This is a genomic window from Daeguia caeni (assembly GCF_042653845.1).
In the GTDB taxonomy this organism is placed as follows: Bacteria; Pseudomonadota; Alphaproteobacteria; order Rhizobiales; family Rhizobiaceae; genus Brucella; species Brucella caeni.
On sequence record NZ_JBHSEL010000053.1, the window covers coordinates 137,498 to 160,659 of the forward strand.

A 23,162-nucleotide genomic window follows, 5' to 3' on the forward strand; every position below is an offset into this window, starting at 1 on the left:
TGAAATGGACAGATTTGCTGCTTGATGTCGCGTGCCGACCGTCAACATGCATGAAAACAAAACTATTATAAATCAACAAAATAATCTGTTTTCCTGAATCAGATTATCAACCCTCTTTCTGTTATTGCAAACAGGCCTGCCTAGTCATTCTCATCTTCCATTGCCCCTGTCGGATTATTCTTGTGCCAGACGTTTCTGCTGCTGATAACTATCAGGCAATCCGCGTGCTGCGCGTGAATGGAGTCTGTGCTCATGCCATGGCCGCACTGGCACGCCTATGGCAAAGCGCAGCACGATGCCATGGTCCCCCGCCATCAGACTTGCCGGTTGCGACCAGTCTTCGGTCAGCATGGCCCTGGAAACAGGAAGCCCGTCTTGCCTTTCCGGCCATTTCATTTCCGCTTCTACCCCACCATCATCGTTTTCAGCAGCCAAGACTGTCATGGCACGAGCGGCTGGTGCCCCGTCCGGCCAGTGCCTGTCCTCCAGCCAGATTTCCAGTGCACCGGCCAGAGCAAGCTGCTGGCGTGTGATGGTCAGCTTGTCCGGATCTTTGCAGCGCAAGGATTTTCCGGGAATTGCCAGAACGACAATATCACCAATATTGCAGGCAGCCTCCTCCATGGCCGGCCGGTTCGTATAGGTCAGCATCCGCCCATCGCGCAGGCTGATTGCGCATAGCCCTTCCTCACAGAGAAAACTATCGTCCGTGATAGATGCTACCGCGCCACTGCTGCTTTGGCGGGGCGGCAGGAAGGCACGGACGAGATAGGCTTTGCCCCAATTATCTTTCGTGAACCTGGACGGACGCGTCTGATTAAGCGCCATATCGCCATTGGAAAGCCGCACGGCCACAAGCTTTGCATCTTCCGAGACGAGAATGTCGGGCATTGGCGCGCGGATGAAGACAACAAGACCGATGACCATGAGTGGTACAGCCAGAAGCCTTAACCACGTCGTGAGCGTAACGAGCAGGATGATCGCCAATGCCCAGCTGAGAAGTGTGGGCACAGGCATGGCGCCTGGATTGCCATCCGGCGCCCATGCAGCCACATTTTCTGCAATCGCACGCACCAGCCAGACGCCGAACCCCATGATCTGCAATGGCAACCAGTCGAGCTCAACAGGCATCAACAACAGCCCCAGCACGCCAAATGGCATGATGATCAGGGATATGGCAGGCAGCGACAGAACATTGCCGACGAGTCCTAACGGAGCGGTATTGTTGAAGTGATAGGCGGCAAAAACACCGCTGGCAGCTCCGGCGACAATTGATGTTGCGGCGGTAAAGAACACCGGTCTTGCAATCATGCTGGCAAACGGGCTTGCGCCGGGAATCCCCACTGGCGCAGGCTGCTCATTACCGGCATGTCTTTTCAGCCACCACGCATAGGCTGCAATCAGCGCGGCGGTGGCTGCAAATGACATCTGGAAACTCGGCCCCAGCACTTCATGCGGCGTGATGGCGATGGTCAGCATGGCTGCAATGGCAATATTGCGCATGCTCATGGCGCGCCGGTCGGAAAGTACGGCAAGCAGCATGACGACGATCATGATATAGCTGCGCTGTGCGGCGATATCCGCGCCCGACAGAGCAAGATAGAACGTGCAGCTCAACAGCGACAGAAAGGCTGCGATCTTTTTCACCGGATAGCGCAGACTGAAACCGGGAAACAGCGCAAAGAGCGAGCGCAGGGATACCATGACCACTCCCGCCGCCAGCGCCAGATGAAGCCCCGATATGGACAGGATATGCGCCAGACCTGCCTTGCGCAGATCCTCATTGGTCTTGTCACTGATCCCGGCGCGGATTCCCGTAATCAACGCTGCCGCAACACTGCCATCCTCCCCGGCAAGTGTGGTCTCAACCCGCTCCGATATCCGTACGCGCAGGGCAGCGATCCAGCTGCTTGCCTGCCCATGGATTCCCTCTGCCGGAGGTACGTTGACCAGTCTGGGCGTACCCAGAAAAAAACCATTGGCACCAATACCCGTGAAATAGCTGTTGAAGGCAAAATCATAATTGCCCGGACGAACCGGGCCGGATGGCATGCGCAGGCGCACAAAACCCTGAAGTCCGCTTCCGACAGATGTTGCAGCGGGAATATCGTGCGCTGTCACCCGTACGCGCTGCGGTGCATGGCGCAATTGGGGTCTCGCAGTGTCAAGGACATCCAGCGTGATGCGAAAACTGTCCTTATCCTGCTGTTCAAGCATCACAACCCGTGCTGTCAGGTAAGTCGTGACATCAGAACCCAGAATTTGCGTGGCGCGCCGCTCTGTCTCGCATTTTGCGGCAAGAAGCCCGACCAGTATGGCCAGCGCCAGATTGGTGAGACTGGCCGCAACAAAATGATGCCGCACACCATAGCGCAGCAATACAGTCAGACATGTCAGGGCAACAAGCGGTGTCCAGTTTGGCTCGAATGGCAAGGTGAAATAGATAACCGCCCCCATTCCCATGAAAACCGGCAGGAACAGAAAAGCCGTGCCGCGCGCGGTTTCCGTCGCAATTGCCCCCTGCAACAACTGGAACTGCCGCGCGCCATAAAACCTGCATGTTTCAAAAAATGAAGGATGCTTCGCGCCAGCATCGGAGGGCTGTAATGGCAGGCTGTCAGAGCCATCCGCGAAAGCCTGCTCCCTCTCCGGCGTCCTGGCGCGAAAAGCCACCTCGGCAGCACCCGCAAGGAGTGCGCGCTCATTTGCCTCGCCGGTTTCGTTCCCTTTCAATACGCGCGTCATTCCCCCGCCTGACTGCGTAATCTGCTGCTGGCCCGCAGCATTGCCTGCATGGAGGATAGCGCAATTCAGATACAACCAAAAGGCAATCTGCGAGCAGCAATGCAATCATTTGTTTTGACTGCAATTCTGCCTTCTCAACTTCGTGAAAGTCATTCTAGGCCCTTGCGCGCACGGCTGTCTGTGATACATGAACCGCAACGAAAATGGGAATTGCATGTTGGTGAACCGCCAACCTGTGCTTTCCCCGATGCAACGTCTTCCCGCCGGAATCAACTGACGGGATTCATCTTTTCGAACGCGCCTCAAGCCTGCTGATTGACGGCGGCGCGCGGCATAGTGGAGCTATCATGTCGAAACCGGTTATCACCCGTTTTGCCCCTTCGCCCACGGGATTTCTTCATATTGGCGGTGCGCGCACTGCGCTGTTCAACTGGCTTTACGCCAAGCATTGCGGCGGCAAGATGCTGCTGCGCATTGAAGACACCGATCGTGAGCGTTCCACGGAAGCCGCAACCGCAGCCATTCTTGATGGCCTGACCTGGCTTGGCCTTGACTGGGATGGCGAAGCAATTTCACAGTTTGAACGCGCTCCGCGTCATCGTGAAGTGGCCGAAGAGCTGGTCGCCCGCGGTCAGGCTTATTATTGCTATGCCACACCGGAAGAGCTGGAAGAAATGCGCGAAAAGGCCCGCGCTGAAGGCCGTCCGCCACGCTATGACGGCCGCTGGCGCGACCGTGATCCAGCAGAGGCCCCTGCGGGCGTCAAGCCTGTTATCCGCATCAAGGCACCACGCGAAGGCGAAACCGTCGTTCATGATGCCGTTCAGGGCGAAGTGCGTTTCCCGAACAAGGATCTGGACGATTTTATCATCCTGCGCTCGGATGGTACACCGACCTATATGCATGCCGTCGTCGTGGACGACCATGACATGGGGGTCACCCATATCATTCGCGGCGATGACCACCTGACCAATGCAGCCCGCCAGACCATCATCTACAAGGCCATGGGATGGGATGTGCCGCAGATGGCACATATTCCTCTGATCCATGGCGCTGATGGCGCAAAGCTGTCCAAGCGTCATGGCGCATTGGGCGTCGATGCCTATCGTGCCATGGGCTATCTGCCGGCTGCCCTGCGCAACTATCTGGTGCGCCTTGGCTGGAGCCATGGCGATGATGAAATCATGTCGACCGAACAGATGATTGAATGGTTCGACGTAAAGGACATCAACAAAGGGGCTGCCCGTTTCGACTTCCAGAAACTGGAGGCCATCAATGGCGTCTATATGCGCGCCAGCAGCGACAGGGAACTTCTGGATGCGTTGATTTCAGTCCTGCCGGAAATTGAAGACGGCACCGATCTTCTGGCTGCAATCAAAGAAAAGGGCACAGAACAGCTTCTTGCCGCCATGCCGGGCCTGAAAGAACGCGCCAAGACGCTGGTTGAACTGGCCGATGGTGCAAAATTCATCTTTGCCAAACGTCCGCTTGCACTGGATGAAAAAGCGGCCAGCCTGCTGAATGATGAAGGCCGCGCCGTGCTGAAATCCATCCTGCCAGAACTTGAGGCCGCCCAGGAATGGACAAGTGAATCACTTGACGCCATCGTGCGCGCCTTTGCCGAAAAGTCCGGCCTGAAACTTGGCAAGATTGCGCAACCCTTGCGTGCCGCATTAACAGGACGCGCCACTTCTCCGGGCGTCTTCGATGTGCTTGCCGTGCTTGGCCGCGAAGAATCTTTGGGCCGTATACGCGATCAAATCGTTTAATATGCCGGTTTTCACGAAGGCGTGACGGAAGGTTTGAATTTAGGCCAAATTGTGCATTGCATCATGTACGGTTTTGGATAGTTTGGCGTTTAAATTCTGTAGCATTTTATAGGAATGGGGGGTTCCTGTTGCTATCTGGAGCCTGAATTCAAGAATATTACTACAGGAAAAAACAGGCGATTAGATATAAGCCGTACCCAACGGCGAGAAGGATACGAAAGGAAAAACGATGTCAGAACGGACAGCCAGCTTTACCCTCGACGGCAAGACTTTCGAACTCCCTGTGCGAAAAGGCACCGTCGGTCCGGATGTCGTTGATATTGGCCCGCTCTACAAGAATGCAAAGGTTTTCACCTACGATCCTGGTTTCACTTCGACGGCATCCTGTGAATCCAAGATCACCTATATTGATGGTGATGAAGGCGTTCTGCTGTACCGCGGTTATCCAATTGACCAGCTTGCCGAGCATGGCGACTTTCTCGAAACCTGCTACCTGCTGCTTTACGGTGAACTGCCAACGGCCGCTCAGAAGGCAGATTTCGATGAGCGTGTCACCCGACACACCATGATCCATGAGCAGATGACGAAGTTCTTCACCGGCTTCCGTCGTGATGCTCACCCGATGGCTGTCATGGTTGGCTGTGTCGGTGCCCTGTCGGCCTTCTATCACGACTCGACCGATATCACCGACCCGCATCAGCGCATGGTCGCTTCGATCCGCCTGATCGCCAAGGTGCCGACGCTGGCTGCCATGGCCTACAAGTACCACATCGGCCAGCCTTTCATGTATCCGAAGAACGACCTCGATTTCGCGTCGAACTTCCTGCACATGTGCTTTGCCGTTCCATGCGAGGAATACAAGGTCAACCCGGTTCTCGCCCGCGCCATGGATCGCATCTTCATTCTGCATGCCGACCATGAGCAGAACGCCTCGACCTCGACTGTTCGTCTGGCTGGCTCTTCGGGCGCAAACCCGTTTGCATGTATTGCGGCTGGCGTTGCCTGCCTGTGGGGCCCGGCCCATGGTGGTGCAAACGAAGCAGCGCTCAACATGCTCACTGAAATCGGCACGGTTGACCGCATTCCTGAATATATTGCCCGCGCCAAGGACAAGAACGATCCGTTCCGTCTGATGGGCTTCGGTCATCGCGTTTACAAAAACTATGATCCGCGCGCCAAGATCATGCAGAAGACCTGCCATGAGGTTCTCGCCGAACTTGGTATCAAGGACGATCCGCTGCTCGACGTTGCAATGGAGCTCGAAAAGATCGCCCTGACAGACGACTATTTCATCGAAAAGAAGCTCTATCCGAATATCGACTTCTATTCGGGCATCACGCTGAAGGCGCTTGGCTTCCCGACCGAAATGTTCACGGTTCTGTTCGCGCTTGCCCGTACCGTTGGCTGGGTCGCACAGTGGAAGGAAATGATCGAAGATCCGCAGCAGAAGATCGGCCGTCCGCGCCAGCTCTACACCGGGGCTAGCGAACGCGACTATGTTCCGATCTCGAAGCGCAAGTAAGCGTACTGCTTGAAATCAAAAAGGCCGGCGGGAAACTGCCGGCCTTTATTTTGTCCCCAAACGGTGGCTTCAGCCATGCCCACAATGTCGGACAGAGCGAGACAAGCCTCTCGGAACAACAGTTTGCAGATTTTCTTGAATCAGTTTCCAATCACGTTCTGCCCATGACAGGGCGAGCATGTTCAGCAAGACGAAGCACCACCGAAGCGCCGATGATGCCGGACGGCTGGTCGGTCTCCATGATGGTTTCGATTCGGTCGAAACCATCAAGCTGCGCCTGTCTGGCGCTGCCCGGTTGCATCAGCCGCTCAAGATAACGGGCAAGCTTGCCCGGCCGCACAAATTCATTGAAATATTCAGGCACCACCGGCTGGTCGGCGATGATGTTGGGCAGTGCCGCACTCCAGATCGTAATTCTCGGCACAAGAAACTTGCGGGCAAACCAGTCCGGCATATAACACAGCACTGTCGGAATACGCGACAGGGCAAGTTCCAGCGACACGGTGCCAGAGGCAGCCAAGGCTGCATCCGCCTTGGCGAAGGCCTGCCATTTTGCTTCCTCGCCGACCACGATGACCGGCTTGACCGGCCAGTTTTTTGACAGGTCACGCACCATGGCTTCAATGCGTGGCAATGTCGGCAGAATGACTTCCAGCTCGCTTACCCGGGCAGACAGTTCCGCAATCGCATCGCCAAAGGGCGCCATCAGCGATTGCACTTCGCTGCGCCGCGATCCGGGCAAAACCAGCAAGGTTTTCCGGCCGCCCACTTCGCGCTCTGCTTCGCGCGCAAGCTGTTTCGCGCGCGTTTGCACTAGCGGCGGGTAGCGCGTCAGCCTGTGGCCAACATAGGTCGATTCCGGGCCCTTTAACCGTTCCATGACGGCCGTTTCAAACGGCAGCACCGTCAACACATGGTCAATATAGGTGCGCATGGCCGGCGCACGCTCTGGCCGCCATGCCCAGACACTGGGCGCGATATATTTGACGATCGGAATGGATGGATCAGACTTGCGGATTCTTGCAGCAACCCTGTGGGTAAAATCAGGACTGTCGATCAACAAGACGCAGTCCGGCCTGGCGGCTACAATCGTCTTTGCCGTTTCGCGAATACGCATGATCAGACGCGGCAGTTTCTTCAGGATAGCCCCAAGACCAATCAGTGCAATCTCATGCGGATCAAACAGGCTGTCAAGACCGCGCGCTACCAGATGTTCGCCCCCTACGCCGACCAGCTCTACCGGGCGATCGGTCATGTCGCGCAAGGCATCCACCAGATCAGCGCCAAGCAGGTCGCCGGATTCTTCGCCCGCGACCACGGCCAGCTTCAGCGGACGGCGATTGGCGTCTGTCACTCCACTATGTCCTTTGCTTTCCGCCCCACTACTGTAATGAACAGGCCCTTTTCATTCGCCTTTGCGATTGTTTCGGCAAGCCCGAGAATGAAAGAACGCTGTCCTTCCACGGCAATGCCAGACAGGCCCGCACGTGCGGCATTTTCCACCGTCTGCACGCCAATGGCAGGCAGGTCGGCGCGCTCATCTTGCTGCGGCTTGGCCATTTTGACAAGCACCCCGCCGCGACGCGGTATGCGCCCCGCAGCGCGCAGCTCAACCACACGCTCGATCATGAGATCGGTACCTTCCGCCCCCTCAAGCGCAATAACGCGCCCGCCAGCCGCTATCGCCCCCTGCCCGATGTCCAGATCACCAAGCCGCAAGGCCGCCTCCTTGGCAAGGGTAATATCCTCGCACGCCTGCCGGTCGGGCACAGCCAAGGTAAGCCGTGTACCGGGTCTTGGTGCCAGCAAATGCGGTACGATCTCATGCGCACCAACAAGCGAAAAGCCAAAACGCTCAAGCAGGCGCATGAAGGCACGCAAAAGCGCATCATCACCCTTGCCAAGTGCCCCGAACATATAGGCCGCAGCACAAAGCGTCGGCCAGTTGAACTTGATATCCGTGAGATGTGGACGATTTTTGACACCGCCCGCCAATACCACGCGCCTGACGCCGGCCTGACGTAACACCTTGATCAGCACACCAAAGTCAACCGTCGAGATTTCCTGATGTTCATAACCATATAATTCCGCCGCAGCCTCACCGCGCAGCGGTAACAGGAAAGGCGGATTTCCATCCGCCTTTAGCGCCGCCGCGACACTGATCGGCAGCAATCCGTTCCCGGCTATGATCGCAATGCGATCCCTGGCGTTTACGCCTGTGACGCGATCATTCGTCTTCGTCGTCATCCCATGCCCCGCCAATGGTAGCACCCAGGGGTGGGGTACAGAAGGCGCGCTTGTTGCCCGTCTGAACAAAGGCGATCAGATCCGCGACAATCGGCGAATGCGGCATTTTTTCCAGAACGTCTTTCGCCCGTTCACGGATCGGCTTGGTGCGGTCGAACAGCATGTGCACCGCATGGCGCACATCATGAATATCGCTGCGCTTCATGCCCGAACGTTTCATGCCGATAATGTTGAGACCACCAAGATAGGCGTGCACCCCAATGGCGCTGCCATAAGGAATGAGGTCATGAGCCAGTGCCGCCATACCGCCAACAAAGGCATGATGGCCAACGCGGACGAACTGATGCACTGCCGCACCGCCACCAAGAATGGCATAATCGCCAATCACCGTATGGCCACCAACCATCACATTATTGGCGAAGGTGACATTGTTGCCCACGTCGCAGTCGTGCGCAACATGCGAATAGGCCAGAAACTGGCAATTATCGCCAATGCTGGTATAGCCGCGGCTGTTGTCGGAACCGCGATGCATGGTAACACCTTCGCGGATCTGGCAATTGATGCCAACATTCAGCGTGGTCGGGCCACCCTTATGCTTGCCATTCTGCGGATCACAGCCAAGAATGGCATGGGGATAGATCTTGGCACCTGCACCAATACGCGCCGCGTCAGTGACGACCACGTGGCTCATCAATTCGGAATTATCTCCGATGACCGCTCCGGCCTGAATATGGCAGAACGGGCCAACTGACACACCCTGCCCCAGCTCTGCGCCTGGCTCAACCAAGGCAGTCGGGTGAATAAAAGTCTCGCGCATTTCGCTTATGCCCTCTAGAGCTGCTCGTTCCGTCGGCGCCCTAACGATTAGTCTTCACGCATATCAGGAATGATATATGACCATCATCCGTGATATACTTATTCTGATCCGCCTACCATGGCTGAAATCTCGGCTTCAGCAACCTTGTGACCATCCACTTCGCCGATGCAAGCATATTTGGAGATGTTTCCGCGCTGTTTCAACTTGTTCACGCGAAGTTTGAGTTGATCGCCCGGCACGACAGGACGACGGAACTTCGCCTTGTCGATGGTCATGAAATAAACCAGTGGTGGCGCACCCTCGCCCGAATTCAGCACAGTGATGGCACCTGCCGTCTGCGCCATGGCCTCGATGATCAGAACACCCGGCATGATCGGCCGGCTCGGAAAATGACCGGTAAAATGCGGTTCATTGATCGAGACATTCTTGATGCCGGTCGCAGACTGATCACCATTGATATCGACAATACGGTCAATAAGCAGAAACGGATAGCGATGCGGCAGCGCGCGCAGAAGTGCCTGAATATCTGCCGCTTCCAACTTCTCTGGATGGATTTCACTCATCTGAGGATTGCTCCTTTCTCGACTTCCCGATGCTGCGAATATTCGCAATATCGCGGAACCATTGCTTTATGGGCCGTGCCGGAATTCCGCCCCAGCGTTCTCCATCCGGGATATCGTTCATGACACCGGACGCAGCAGCCACCTGCACACGCGAACCAATATTGAGATGATCGGCAAGACCAACACGGCCACCCAGCATGGTCTGGTCCCCAATCACACAGCTGCCGGAAATGCCACAATGGGCGGCAATGACACAGAACCGGCCGATGCGGACATTATGGGCGATCTGAACCAGATTATCGATCTTCGTACCTTCGCCAATCACCGTGTCGCTCAGCGCGCCGCGATCAATCGTCGTATTGGCGCCAATCTCGACATCATCCTGAATGATGACACGTCCAAGCTGCGGCATTTTTTCAAGCCCGGCTGGCCCTGGAACATAGCCGAATCCATCCTGCCCAATGCGCACGCCCGGATGCAGCGAGACACGATTGCCGATGAAAGCACACTGAATGGAAACGCCCGGCGCAATATAGCTGTCGCGGCCGATCTGGCAATTCTCACCAATGACCGCCGTTGCGGCAACCAATGTGCCAGATCCGATCGTAACGCCCTTGCCAATGACGGCCCCCGCCTCGACGGTTGCCCCCTCTTCAATGACTGCACTTGGATGAATGATCGCGCCATCCGAAATACCTGTTTCGCCAAGCCAGCTTTTCGGGCGCACGGAAGACGGAAACAGCAATCGTCCAATGGAGGCAAAATCCCGTTGCGGATTGGCTGAAACCAGCACTGCTATATCGAAGGGTACAGTATCGGCAACCGATTCCGGACATAGAACGCCAGCCGCCTTCACGCCCGCAAGCGACTCGGCATTTTTTCGGCCATCAACAAAGATCAGGGAATCCGCACTCGCATCGTTAATAGATGCCAATCGGATAACAGAACGCGATGCCAAACTTCGGTTCAGAAGTTTAGCACCAGTAAAATCAGCAATATCGCCTATCGTTATCTCTCGCGACGGCGTAAAAAAGAGAGGATCTGCCATCAATACACTTTCTTTCCCGGGGTATTACCCCCGGGAAAAGGCAAATCTATCAGAACTTGGTCGAAACACCGAAGTTGAAGTTCTGAACACGATCGCTGTCAGCCTTTGCAACCGGGATTGCATAGTCGAAGCGCAGCGGACCGAATGGCGAAGCCCACATCAGGCTGACGCCAACCGAAGCGCGCAGCTTGGCATCGTCACCTTCAACCGGCTGGCCACCAAGTTCAGAACGGTTACCATAGAGCGTTGCCGCATCGGCAAACAGCGCACCACGCACACCAAGGCTTTCAGGCAGGAGTGGCATCGGGAACTGAACTTCCGCCGTTGCATTGAAATAGGTGGTACCACCCAGCCAATAGCGCTTGCCACTAGCCGAATCCTGATATGGGCCAATACCGTTGAAGCGGAAGCCACGGATGATGTCGGAGTTGTTCTTGAACAGGTCGAAGATACGCGCACCGTCATCACCAAATTCATGGATATAACCGCCACCAATACCCAGCATACCGACAATGTCAGCTTCCTGCATGAGGGTCTGGTAATAGGTACCCTTGAAGGTGGTCTTGATGTACTTCGCATCCCCACCGAGACCAGCGAATTCCTGCAGGAACTTGGCATAGATGCCGTCATGCGGGTTATTCATGTCGTCAATGCTGTTGTAGGTAAGCGAATAGCTGACCGACGAACGCAGCCACGGGCTGTTTTCAGCAGCCTCAAGCAGAGCCGGCGCATAGTAGTCCGGATCCTTGCTCTCGAACAGGTCGTACTTTTCCTGAACGAGATTGTAAGCCAGACCAAGCGAGAAATTGTCGGTGATCGGCAGACCAAAGCGGATCGTGCCACCAGTCTGTTCGACATCATAGTCGCTGTTGACGCGATAGGTACGGCGATAGACGTCAAAGCCGGCTGAGACGCGATAACCCAGGAAATATGGCTCCGTGAACGACAGGCTGTAGTTACGGGCATGATCCTGACCACCACCCGCACTGATGCGCAGATACTGACCACGGCCGAGGAAGTTGCGCTCGGTGATCGAAGCTTCAATCTGGGCGCCAGGCGACTCGCCACCGGTTGCATAACCGGCGCCGATCGAGAATTCACCCGTCGACTTTTCAACCACATCAACAATCAGAATGACCTGATCCGGCTCCGCTCCCGGAGCCGTCGATATATTGACACTCTGGAAGAAGTTCAAAGCCTCCAGACGACGCTTTGCGCGCTGGACCAGGGTCTGGTTGAAGGCATCACCTTCATTCACGTCAAATTCACGACGGATGACATAGTCACGCGTCTTGTCATTACCGCGGATCTCGATGCGCTGAATATAGGCGCGTGGACCCTGATCGACACTATAAACGACCGAAATGGTGTGGTTTTCGAAATCGCGGTTACCGCGCGGCTCAACCCTGGCGAAGGCATAGCCATTACCGGCAACATTTTCAGTAATGGCCAGAACCGAATCTTCGATTTCCTTGGCACTGTAGGCATGACCCGTGCGCGTCTTGACCAGAGCGGCCAGACGATCCGTATCAACACCATCAACCGTCGATTCAACCGAAATGTCACCAAAGGTATAGCGCTGACCTTCATCCACCGTGATGGTGATGGTGTATTTGTTCGTCGCCGGATCAAGCACCGCATCCGAAGACAGAACGCGGAAGTCAGCATAGCCACGGTTGTAATAGAAGCGGCGCAGCGCTTCCTCGTCAGCCTGCAGACGCGCCTCATCATAAACGTCATTGCGGGTGAGCCACGACAGCGGGTTCGAGCGCTTGGTCGAGATCACATCACGCAGACGGCGGCCACTGAAAGCCTGATTGCCAACAAAGATGATATCCTCGATCTTGGTACGCGAACCTTCATTGATCTCAAAGACAACATTGACGCGCCCCTGACCAAGGTCAACCGTGCGCGCATTCACAGTGGCGTCACTGCGGCCAATACGTGCATAGGCGGCCTTGATGGCTTCCTTGTCTGATTCCAGCGTCGCCGTATCGAAGGCCGAGCGCGGTTTCAGCTGAACGGTACGCTCCAGATCCGGATCCTTGATCTTCTTGTTGCCCTGGAACAGGACATTGTTGACGACCGAGCGTTCATCAACATTGACGATCAGCGTACCACCAGACTGATGAATACGAACGTCAGAGAACAGCCCCATGGCGTAAAGACGCTTCACCGCGGCATCGATATCAGCATTCGTGAATGGCTTGCCGGGGCGAATATCAAGATTGTCGCGGATCGTCTGCGCATCAACGCGCGCATTGCCACGAATCTCGATACGACTGACAACAGCAGCTGACGCAGCATTAACCGTCGCCAGCGATACCGCTACCGTACCCGAAGTTACAAGCGCGACCGACATGGCGAGCGCAGATGCGGCGCCAAAAAACTTAGAACTTGCCGTCATAGGCTTTCCGAACCTTCGTTTCATTCTATCCCCGGGACGATTTCCCCAGAAAAGCACGTATGGATTAAAACCGTCATAACGGGTTTTTCCATACAAGCAAGCATAGGTGTTAATTTCTGTTTACTTAAGGCTGCGAGCGTGACATCTGCGCCACGCGATTTGACAGTTATGGTAAACAGAATGCTTCACTTTTCCTAAGTCTCATCTCCAGTTTCCAAAGCATTAATGCCGTACGGCCATGAGCACCATATCTCATTGCCATCATGGCCGCAGAAACAGACAAGCTGATTCAGCTCTCCCCTCACAGTCTATTCAGATCTAGCAGGCAAACAGGTCGTTGAAAAGCACGAAGCTCATGAATCCCATGACAAGAATGAATCCGAACTTGTAAAACCATTCCTGCGCTCCCGCGGATACCGGACCGCCCTTGATTGCCTCGACAAGATAGAACAACAGATGCCCACCATCGAGCGGCGGCAATGGGAACAGATTGAGTAATCCGATGCCAATCGACAACATAGCCGTTAGTTGTACCAGCCAGCTGATGCCGTGACTTGCGGCCTTGCCGGCCATGTTGGCAATCTTGACAGGCCCCCCCAGCTGGCACTTGTCCTCGCGCCCCATGGCCAGCCGTTTGAAGAACGCGCCGGTGCGCACAATGATGTGACCGGTCTCGATCAACGCCTGACGAACCGATTCGAGTGGGCCATATTCAATGTGTCTGAAATTGGCGACTTCCTGCGAAGTTTCGACACCGATCACGCCAATCCTGATCGTATTGCCCAACGCATCCGTGCGCTCGACAAGCTTGGGTGTTGCCTGCAGCTCGACAAGCTTACCGTCACGTTCAACGGTAAAGTTCAGCACATCACCGCTGCGCCCGGAAACAATCCGCTGTACATCGGCAAAAGTATCGATCTTTTCGCCATCCACACTGACAAAACGGTCGCCCGGCCTGAAGCCAGCCTCCTGCGCCGGACTGTCTGGCTGCACGCCGGAAATCAGCGGATCTGCAATGACGCGACCATAAAGCGCAAAGAACACGCTGAAGATCACCACTGTCAGGATGATATTGAAGGCAGGTCCGGCGAACACCGTCGCTGCGCGTTTCCAGACAGGCTGGGTGTGAAAGGCGCGTTTGCGCTCATTAGCGCTCAGCCTGGAATGATTGACCCCGACTGGCGAACTGGTGGCGCTTTCATCGCCGATGAATTTGACATAGCCGCCAAGCGGAATGGCCGACAGCTTCCAGCGTGTGCCGTGGCGATCGGTAAAACCGATCAGCTCCGGCCCAAAGCCGATGGAAAAAGCCTGCGCACCAATGCCACACCAGCGGCCAACCAGATAATGACCCATCTCATGCACAAAGACGACGACGGTCAGAACAACGAGAAAAGGTACGATCGTTCCGATCAGCAGACTGCCGCCACCTTGCACAAGATTCGATATCACGTCCTGCACCTTTTCGCTCCCTATCCGTCGTCTTGTGGCATCCGCTTCTCAAGCGGATGTTTGAAAGTCACACCTATGGTTCTGGGCCGCCGCAGCACCCTGCTGTCACAGACTAAAGAAAATGGCCGAGGGCACATCCGGCTCTGCGATAATAGCGCCAATCAGGTATAGTGTGACTGCTGCGGCTACCAGCCCATCAACCCGGTCAAGCACACCGCCATGTCCCGGCAGCAATGTGCCCGAATCCTTGGCACCGAACTGCCGCTTGACCCACGATTCGGCGAGATCCCCGATTTGCGAGACGATGGAGAGAATGAGTGCCAGTAGAGGAACGAGCCAGTTGCCGGGCTCAACCACCAGCGAGGCTACCAGAATGCCGCCAGCAACGGCCGCCGCCGCCCCGCCTATGGCACCCGACCAGGTCTTGTTGGGTGAAAAACGTGGCGCAAGCTTCGGCCCACCCAGAGCGCGGCCATTGAAATAAGCGGCAATATCCGTCGACCACACCACTGCAAACAGGAAGATGATAGCCGTAAAGCCAAATGGCTCATCCCCGCGCAACAGCGCAAGCGAGGCCGCCGAGGCACCACAATAAAGCAGCCCCGCAGCAGGCCAGGCCCGCCCACGCTTCCAGCCCGCAACCAGCAATATAAGGAAACCAAGCAGCAGAAAACCGATAATCAGAAGCGCCGGCTGATTGAGCACCAGAAGCAGGCCGGTCACCACCAGCCAGATCCAGCCGAAAATTTTCGAGAATGCGGTCTGTTTTGGTAGGGTCAGGTTCAGCCATTCATAGAACATGGCCAAACCAATCAGCACGGAAAATACGGTGAAGCCCACTCCCCCGATCCAGGTCAGCCAGAGAGTCAAGGCACCAAGCACGATGGCAGTCAGGATACGGGTCTGTAGATTTGACATCAAGGCCTTTCAAACGGGCTGACACGTAAATGCATTGCTGATCCGAACATCGGTCATAATCCATCCGGAATGAAAATTGCAGCACATTTTATTCCGGCGAGACATTATACGATCGCACCTTTGCTGTCTGCCTCAGCAAATTGTGCATCAAAGCTCGCATCATCGGCTCTGGCATCAATGGCATTGACGCCGCCAAACCGGCGCTCGCGCTGACGGAACGCCTCATAGGCCGCATCCATATCCCTCGCACTGAAATCAGGCCAATGATGCGGCAAAAACAGGAATTCGGTATAGGCTGCCTGCCACAGCAGGAAATTGGACAGGCGCAATTCGCCACTGGTGCGAATGATCAGATCGGGATCAGGAATGCCGGCCGTATCGAGATTGGCCGCAATCAGCTCGGCAGAAATGGAATCGGGACTGAGCCGGCCCAGTTCCACCTCACGCGCCAAACGCTTGACCGCGCGCACAATCTCATCACGCGCACCATAATTGAAGGCAATGATGAGGTTGAGCCCCGTATTGGAACGGGTCAGCGCCTCCGCCTCATGCAGCAGGCCACGAAGGTCATCTGCCAGACTGTCGCGCTCGCCAATAATATGCACGCATACATTGTTGCGATGCAGCTCGGCAAGATCGCGCCTGATGAACATCTTCAAAAGACCGAGCAGATCATTCACCTCACCGCTCGGCCTGGACCAGTTTTCAGAAGAAAAAGCATAGAGCGTGAGATATTGAAGCCCACGATCACCCGCCGCGCGCACTGCTGCACGCACAGCCTCAACACCCGCACGATGTCCGGCACTGCGCGGCAAGCCGCGTGCCTTGGCCCAGCGACCATTGCCATCCATGATGATGGCTATGTGGCGCGGATCGGACATCCCGGATTTCCTTTTTTGCACGAAGTCATGCAGGATTAAACCTGCATGATTTCGCCTTCCTTGACGGCTACGATCTTGTCCATTTCCGCAATCGTGTCGTCGGTGAGCTTCTGCACCTTTTCCGACAGGCTGCGGCTGTCATCCTGGCTGATCTCGCCATCCTTTTCGAGCTTTTTCAGCGTGTCCATGCCATCACGGCGGACGTGACGGGCGGCAATGCGCGCCTGTTCGGCATATTGATGGGCGATCTTGACCAGTTCCTTGCGGCGCTGTTCGTTGAGTTCCGGCAATGGAATGCGCAGCGTCGTGCCATCGGTGATCGGATTGAGACCAAGACCGGAATCACGGATTGCGCGTTCAACAGCACCAACCATGCTCTTGTCCCAGACAGTAACGGACAGCATGCGCGGCTCAGGCACGGAAATGTTTGCAACCTGATTGATTGGCATCGTCGAGCCATAGGCTTCAACCGTGATCGGTTCAAGCAGGCTTGCCGAAGCGCGACCCGTACGCAAACCGCCCAGGTCATGCTTCAGTGCATTGATTGCGCCTTCCATACGGCGCTTCAGGTCGTTGATGTCAAAAGCATCGCTCATACATTTTCTCCTTCGCTACGCAGCAAGACTGCGACCGTTCAGTTGTCAGAAACGATCGTGCAGCGTCCCTTGCCTTGCAGTATTTCGGTCAAACCGCCGTTTTCATGAATTGAATAAACTATTATCGGAATGTTGTTTTCGCGCGCAAGCGCAACCGCAGCCGTATCCATGACCGCAAGCCCGCGATCAAGCACTTCCTTGTGTGTCAGCCGATCAAGCCGTGTCGCGGTTGGGTCTTTCTTCGGATCGGCCGTATAGATACCATCGACCTGCGTGCCCTTGAGCAGCGCATCAGCACCAATTTCAGCCGCACGCAGAGCAGCAGCCGAATCAGTGGTGAAGAACGGATTACCCGTACCGCCTGCAAAAATGACGACCTTGCCTTCATTCATATAGGCGGTAGCCTGTCGCTGCGAGAAGCTTTCGCAAATTTCGGGCATGGCAATAGCCGACAGTACAACCGCATCCACGCCAATCTTGTGCAGCGATGTGCGCAGCGCCAGCGAATTGATCACCGTCGCCAGCATGCCCATATGGTCGCCTGTCACGCGATCACCGCCCTTGGAAGCAACTGCGACGCCGCGGAAAATATTGCCGCCACCAATGACGACACCAACCTCCACGCCAAGCGCGCGCGCCTGTTTGATATCATTGGCGATGCGGTCTGCAATCGAAACATCAATGCCGAACCCCTGTTCGCCCATCAGCGCTTCACCAGAAGCTTTCAGAAGGATGCGTTTAAACACGGGCTTGCCGGACATTGAATAAACTCCGTTAATGACATTCTGCGTTCGTCTGGTTCGGATACACGAAGGGCATCGCGTTGTCACGCGATGCCCCGGTTAATCACACGCCTTTTCAGGCCAAATTATGAACTAGCCCTTGGCAGCGGCTGCGACTTCAGCAGCGAAGTCGCTTTCTTCCTTCTCGATGCCTTCGCCGAGCGCTATGCGGACAAAGCCGGTGATCTTGGCCGGAGCGCCGATTGCCTTTTCAGCTTCCTTGAGGGCAGCTGCAACCGTCAGATCCGGATTGACAACGAATGCCTGCGACAGAAGAACGACTTCTTCATAGAACTTGCGCATACGGCCTTCGATCATCTTTTCGATGATGTTGTCTGGCTTGCCGGATTCGCGAGCCTGCTCAATGAAGATGGCCTTTTCGCGTTCAGCAGCAGCCGGGTCAACATCTTCAGCCGTCAGCGCCAGCGGGTTGATGGCGGCAACGTGCATTGCAACCTGACGGCCGAATGCATTGGCAGCTTCAATGTCGCCAGCGGTTTCAATGCCAACCAGAACGCCGATCTTGCCGAGGCCGTCGGCAACGCCATTGTGGATATAGGTTGCAACAACACCCTGCGGAACCGACAGAGCGGCCGAACGACGGAAGGTGATGTTTTCGCCGATGGTTGCAACAGCGTCCTTGGCAGCCTGGGTAACGGTCTTGCCTTCGATGTCGGCATTGGCAACAGCCTCGGTCGAACCATCGGTGGTCAGAGCTGCAGCAGCGATCTTGCGGGCCAGATCCTGGAAGGCATCGTTGCGTGCAACGAAGTCGGTTTCGGAGTTGACTTCAACAACAACGGCCTTGTTGCCCGAAGATGCAACGGCAACCAGACCTTCAGCAGCCGTACGGCCAGCCTTCTTTTCAGCCTTGGCAATACCCTTGGCGCGCAGCCAGTCAACTGCAGCCTGAATGTCGCCATTGGTTTCAGCGAGGGCTGCTTTACAGTCCATCATGCCAGCGCCGGTCAGTTCGCGGAGTTCTTTAACCTGTGATGCGGAAATGCTCATTGTGTCGCCTTTCACGAAAGCGAAGGCACACCGGATGGGTGTGCCAACATTGAACCAGCGCCTTTCTGAAGAAAGTTGATAAAGCCGAAAATCTTGAACGCCTTTTCGGAATCACTCTCATGCGCCGGAATGAAACAAAATCAGTTCCACCCGCCGGAGCGGGTGGACAGTATGGATCAGGATCAAGCGCCTTCAGCCGGAGCGTCGAGGGCCGGCTCAACCGGAGCCTCGGCCTGGGCACCAATATCGATGCCAAGCGCACCCTGCTGACGTGCAATACCGTCGAGTGCTGCGCGAGCAACGAGATCGCAGTAAAGGGCGATAGCGCGCGAAGCATCATCATTGCCCGGGATCGGATAGTCGATCTGATCCGGATCGCAGTTGGAGTCGATGATTGCAACGACCGGAATACCAAGACGCTTGGCTTCCTGGATGGCAATTGCTTCCTTGTTGGTATCGATGATGAACATCAGATCCGGAACGCCACCCATGTCCTTGATACCACCAAGGGCGCGGTTCAGCTTTTCGCGTTCACGTTCAAGGTTCAGACGTTCCTTCTTGGTGAAGCCCTGCGCTTCGCCAGCCAAGATTTCATCGAGCTTGCGCAGACGCTGGATCGAATTGGAAATCGTCTTCCAGTTGGTCAGCATACCGCCGAGCCAGCGTGCATTGACATAGTACTGAGCCGAACGGTTGGCAGCATCAGCAACAATGTCCGAAGCCTGACGCTTTGTGCCAACGAACAGAACGCGGCCACCACGGGCAACCGTGTCCGAAACAACCTTCAGCGCATTGTGCAGCAGCGGAACGGTCTGGGACAGGTCGAGAATGTGGATATTGTTGCGCGAACCATAGATGTACGGAGCCATCTTTGGGTTCCAGCGGTGGGTCTGGTGACCGAAGTGTACACCAGCTTCCAGAAGCTGACGCATATTGAAATCAGGCAAAGCCATCGTAATCTTCCTTTTCCGGTTGAACCTCCACGGGCTGAGGCGACTGCTCGCCACCGGAGGCTAAGGCCGGATTTTCCGGCAAAAGCCCAATCCCGTGTGTGGAATAGGCGCGTCGTTAACCGATTGCGCCCCAAATTGCAAGCCCCGTACAACCGGCAGAAACCGGTTTCGGGGCATGCAGAACGTAATGATCAATTTCATCAAGGCAAAGACTATCGGGGCTTTGAACACAAAACCCGACTGCAATGCATGGAAGTCGCTGCGGGTTTTCCCCACGATCACATGCCATCACAATGAACCAACGACCAGAGCAGAAGCCCAGCCCTATTTTATGGTTGCCTTGCCATCCTGCAGAATGATTGTCTCCGAGCCGGTCAGCGCCTCGCGATCACCATTTGGCAGCATCACAAAACATCCGCCCGCGCAGAAATCCGTCTGCTCACCGACCGTAATGACCATCTCGTGTTTGGACGCACCTTCAGTGACAGTGATGATCTGATCAGTATTTTCGTTATTGATGATCACGGCAGCAAGGGAACTGGTAGAGAACAGGCAAAGAATCAACGTGATGCCAAGGCCCAGCCACTGTGTTTCTTTCATCTTGCCTTCGCTCATCATCTTACCCTCACCTGTCTATATCTGGAAGAATTCCTGTTTCTCGTATCAGACGCAGCGATGAACTGCAAATTGACCATTTATCCTTACTGGAAACAAGCTGAACATGAACTGAATATGATTATCGAGGTCATTCATCATCATCTTTTGGCTCTGTGGCAGCCTTTGCCTCCCTCACCTTTGCCTTCACATGCTGATGGCCTTCATGCTGCAGCTCGGCCTGCTTGTCGAGCTCGGAAGGAGACAGAACCAGTTTGGTCAAAGCCGTGGTGAGCGAGAAGCCTTCCTCGTTGAAACGCTCGATGATCTGGAAGCGAAGCTCATTCTTGATGCTGCTGGTCGAGGTAATGTCGGCAACATGGGCCAGCATATCAAAGACAAGCTGCGAACCCGTCATGTCCTTGAGCACGACAGATGGCTCCGGATTTTTCAGCACCGCTGGATGCCCGCGCGCAATATCAAGCAGCAAGGCATGCAGACGACGTGGTTCCGGCGTGTAGGCTGCCTGAATCGTGATCTCGATCCGGCCAAGCTTGTTTCTGTGCGTCCAGTTGCCGACATTGCCGTTGATCAGGCTGGAATTCGGCACGATGATCGACTGTTTCTGGAAGGTTTCCACTTCCGTCGCACGCACGCTGATTTTCTTGACCACACCGCTGACACCGCCGGTCTCGACCCAGTCGCCCACCTTGAACGGCCGCTCGGCCAGAAGAATGAGGCCAGAGACAAAATTCTGGACGATATTCTGCAAGCCGAAACCGATACCGAGCGAAAGACCACCGGCAATCAGCGCCAGATTGGAAAGATTGAAGCCGGCAGCGGAAATGCCGACCAGCATTGCAAGGCACAGCCCCACATAGCCAACCACCGTGCGAATGGAGTTTCGGACCCCCGCATCGACCCGTCCGCGCGCCATGACGCTGTTATCAAGCCAGTTCTGGAACCAGCGCGTCAGAAGATAGCCCACGGCAAACAGGCAAAGCCCGGTAAGAAGCCCCATCAGCGAGATCGAAATACTGCCGATCTGAAAGCCTGTCATCAGCCTGTAGAAGGCGGTGGTCAGCTCCGCCCACTGAAAACCCAGCTGCATCAGAACCAGCGGGATGCCGATCATCGCCACGACGAGGTTGATCAGGATGCCGGCAAGCAGGCCAAACTGATCCAGCGTGGTGGCATCAAAATGAAAACGCGCATGCAGCGTCTTGCCAATCTTGCTGGATGCAAAAGCCTGTTCCCCACCAATCGCCCGACCAGTAAGAAAGCCGAGATACATGGTCACAAGGAAGGCGCCAGTCACCACGATCTGCTGCGAAATGAAACGGGCAAGACCAATATAGCCGGACACGCCGGTAATGATTGGCGCAAGTCCCAGAAAGATCAGGAACACCTTGAACGCATGCGGCCAAGGCCGCACCGCATCGTCCTGATTGCGCTGGATCGGCTTGAGAAAGGCGATCAACAGAATGAACACGCCAACCATCACGGTCGCAAGCAGGCTTTTGGCCACTGTCAGGGACAGCGGCGAGGACAGGATCCGGTTGACGGTACCGAAGAAGGAATCAAGCCCGGTCGTCAGCGAGGTGGCGGTGATCAGCCAGGCCAGAATGCGTCCCGAACGGGGCGCAACCGGCACGAGTTTCCACGCCGGCATGTCGGGGCTGATCGTGGCCCAGGCCAGACGATGAATGAAATAGACAAGCCCCAGAACAAAGAACAGCGATTGCAGCAGAGAGGCAATATCTGTTCGCAAAACATTGAAATAGTTCAATAAAAGATAAGTTGTCGCCAGAAAGGCCGCAACCGCTGCCGATGGGATGACCGTTGACCAGAACGCAACCAGAAGGCGGCTCAGATAGGTCGGCCTTTCAATCGCCGGATCGCGTTCATAGATCGCCCCCAACAGGCGCCTTGCGCCAAACTGAATCACCAGCGCCGTTGCCAGCGCAAAGAAGGCCGCAGCAAGAAATGAATTGAGCTTGAAGGCAATGACAAAGCGCCACCATGATTGTACCACGCGCCAGAGCGACTGCATCTGCGCGCTTGCGACAGCCACCACATCCGGCCCAAGCGCCGCGTCAATGCTTACTCGCTGCGATAGGGTCTTGGTAAACAGCTCACGCCGCAGATTGGACACCTGGCTTGCCAGCTGACTGACGGCAACCGATGTGCTTTCCGTCTCACCGATGATGGCGTTGATTTCGGCCTTTTCTGCCAAAAGCCGTGCGCGCTCCTCTGCGATGGCGATCGGCTCCGGCGGCTGGTTGTCGGCCGGTGCCGGCCCAAGCTGATCGAGACGGCTGTTGATTTCGGCAAGGCGCGGCCGGAACGTGACGCCGGCATCGAGCAGCCGCTTGGACAGGGAATCAAGCTGTATCTTGAGATTGGCCAGCGCCTCATCGCTGGCGGCCGCCTTTTCAAGCTGAGCCTCCAGCGTTTTTGCCTGTTTTTTCAGATCGTCGATGACAGGCTTCTGTTGCTGCGCAATATTCAGGGAAGGCGCAACGAACTCATCTGTGCTAGTGGTCTGTGGCTGTTCCGCCTGTGCGGACGCAGCCTTTGTTGCGGCCTGTTCATGAACAGCATGTGCTTTTTCGCCTTGCGCATGCGCGACAGACAAGGTGCCGAAGGAAGCGGACAGCACCAGCAGCGCAAATGCGACAGAACGGACTGATGATAGGAAGGCCAATTTCACTTCTGCCTCGATTTCACTTCTGCCCCGGTTTCTGCCTTGCCGGTTCAAACAGGCTTCAAACGATGATCTTGCCAACCATTCCCGATAGCAGACAACCATACGGCACGGAAAGCCTCACTGATTGCGGACACGAGTATTTTCTTG

General features: G+C 55.7%; 18 protein-coding genes. 2 read left to right on the forward strand and 16 right to left on the reverse strand.

What is annotated here, in order from left to right:
- Nucleotides 1-174: 174 nt before the first annotated feature.
- A complete protein-coding gene (locus ACFO1V_RS08580; RefSeq protein WP_374829412.1) occupies nt 175-2,745 on the reverse strand; it encodes a ComEC/Rec2 family competence protein in 2,571 nt (856 codons plus the stop codon).
- Between the two features lie 347 nt (nt 2,746-3,092).
- Between ACFO1V_RS08580 and gltX the strand changes: the two genes are divergently transcribed.
- Both gltX and gltA read left to right on the forward strand, forming a co-directional pair.
- A complete protein-coding gene (gene gltX / locus ACFO1V_RS08585) occupies nt 3,093-4,514 on the forward strand; it encodes a glutamate--tRNA ligase (RefSeq protein ID WP_374829410.1) in 1,422 nt (473 codons plus the stop codon).
- Nucleotides 4,515-4,743: 229 nt separating this feature from the next.
- The gene (gene gltA / locus ACFO1V_RS08590) at nt 4,744-6,036 is read left to right on the forward strand and encodes a citrate synthase (protein WP_374829408.1); all 1,293 of its coding nucleotides are present in this window, start codon (nt 4,744-4,746) and stop codon (nt 6,034-6,036) included.
- Between the two features lie 151 nt (nt 6,037-6,187).
- Here the strand turns inward: gltA and lpxB are convergent, their stop codons facing one another.
- The 15 genes from lpxB to ACFO1V_RS08665 form a co-directional block, all read right to left on the reverse strand.
- Nucleotides 6,188-7,390 (reverse strand): lipid-A-disaccharide synthase, encoded by a 1,203-nt coding sequence (gene lpxB, locus ACFO1V_RS08595; RefSeq protein WP_374829406.1) that lies wholly within the window; start codon nt 7,388-7,390, stop codon nt 6,188-6,190.
- Nucleotides 7,387-8,283, reverse strand: coding sequence for an LpxI family protein (locus tag ACFO1V_RS08600; RefSeq protein ID WP_374829404.1), 897 nt, complete (start codon nt 8,281-8,283; stop codon nt 7,387-7,389). Before ACFO1V_RS08600 ends, lpxB begins: the two co-directional genes overlap by 4 nt.
- Entirely contained in the window at nt 8,264-9,100 is an 837-nt protein-coding gene (gene lpxA, locus ACFO1V_RS08605) for an acyl-ACP--UDP-N-acetylglucosamine O-acyltransferase (RefSeq protein ID WP_374829402.1), read from the reverse strand. The genes ACFO1V_RS08600 and lpxA overlap by 20 nt, the downstream gene beginning before the upstream one ends.
- A gap of 98 nt (nt 9,101-9,198) precedes the next feature.
- On the reverse strand, nt 9,199-9,663 hold the full coding sequence (gene fabZ, locus ACFO1V_RS08610; protein ID WP_374829400.1) for a 3-hydroxyacyl-ACP dehydratase FabZ: 465 nt from the start codon (nt 9,661-9,663) through the stop codon (nt 9,199-9,201).
- Complete coding sequence (gene lpxD, locus ACFO1V_RS08615) at nt 9,656-10,711, reverse strand: UDP-3-O-(3-hydroxymyristoyl)glucosamine N-acyltransferase (RefSeq protein WP_374829398.1); 1,056 nt, start codon at nt 10,709-10,711, stop codon at nt 9,656-9,658. The genes fabZ and lpxD overlap by 8 nt, the downstream gene beginning before the upstream one ends.
- Before the next feature lie 49 nt (nt 10,712-10,760).
- Nucleotides 10,761-13,118 (reverse strand): outer membrane protein assembly factor BamA, encoded by a 2,358-nt coding sequence (gene bamA / locus ACFO1V_RS08620; protein WP_374829396.1) that lies wholly within the window; start codon nt 13,116-13,118, stop codon nt 10,761-10,763.
- Between the two features lie 318 nt (nt 13,119-13,436).
- Entirely contained in the window at nt 13,437-14,570 is a 1,134-nt protein-coding gene (rseP, locus tag ACFO1V_RS08625) for an RIP metalloprotease RseP (protein WP_374829394.1), read from the reverse strand.
- A gap of 105 nt (nt 14,571-14,675) precedes the next feature.
- On the reverse strand, nt 14,676-15,488 hold the full coding sequence (locus tag ACFO1V_RS08630) for a phosphatidate cytidylyltransferase (protein WP_374829392.1): 813 nt from the start codon (nt 15,486-15,488) through the stop codon (nt 14,676-14,678).
- Between the two features lie 104 nt (nt 15,489-15,592).
- The gene (locus ACFO1V_RS08635) at nt 15,593-16,390 is read right to left on the reverse strand and encodes an isoprenyl transferase (protein WP_374829390.1); all 798 of its coding nucleotides are present in this window, start codon (nt 16,388-16,390) and stop codon (nt 15,593-15,595) included.
- Nucleotides 16,391-16,404: 14 nt separating this feature from the next.
- Nucleotides 16,405-16,965, reverse strand: a complete 561-nt coding sequence (frr, locus tag ACFO1V_RS08640; RefSeq protein WP_374829388.1) for a ribosome recycling factor — start codon at nt 16,963-16,965, stop codon at nt 16,405-16,407.
- A gap of 38 nt (nt 16,966-17,003) precedes the next feature.
- Entirely contained in the window at nt 17,004-17,726 is a 723-nt protein-coding gene (gene pyrH / locus ACFO1V_RS08645) for a UMP kinase (protein WP_374829386.1), read from the reverse strand.
- 114 nt (nt 17,727-17,840) lie between these two features.
- On the reverse strand, nt 17,841-18,758 hold the full coding sequence (gene tsf, locus ACFO1V_RS08650; protein WP_374829384.1) for a translation elongation factor Ts: 918 nt from the start codon (nt 18,756-18,758) through the stop codon (nt 17,841-17,843).
- Nucleotides 18,759-18,940: 182 nt separating this feature from the next.
- Entirely contained in the window at nt 18,941-19,711 is a 771-nt protein-coding gene (gene rpsB, locus ACFO1V_RS08655) for a 30S ribosomal protein S2 (RefSeq protein ID WP_374829382.1), read from the reverse strand.
- Between the two features lie 324 nt (nt 19,712-20,035).
- Nucleotides 20,036-20,326, reverse strand: a complete 291-nt coding sequence (locus ACFO1V_RS08660; protein ID WP_374829380.1) for a hypothetical protein — start codon at nt 20,324-20,326, stop codon at nt 20,036-20,038.
- Between the two features lie 130 nt (nt 20,327-20,456).
- Nucleotides 20,457-23,012: a mechanosensitive ion channel domain-containing protein gene (locus tag ACFO1V_RS08665; protein ID WP_374829666.1), complete on the reverse strand. Its 2,556-nt coding sequence runs from the start codon at nt 23,010-23,012 to the stop codon at nt 20,457-20,459.
- Nucleotides 23,013-23,162 lie beyond the last annotated feature (150 nt).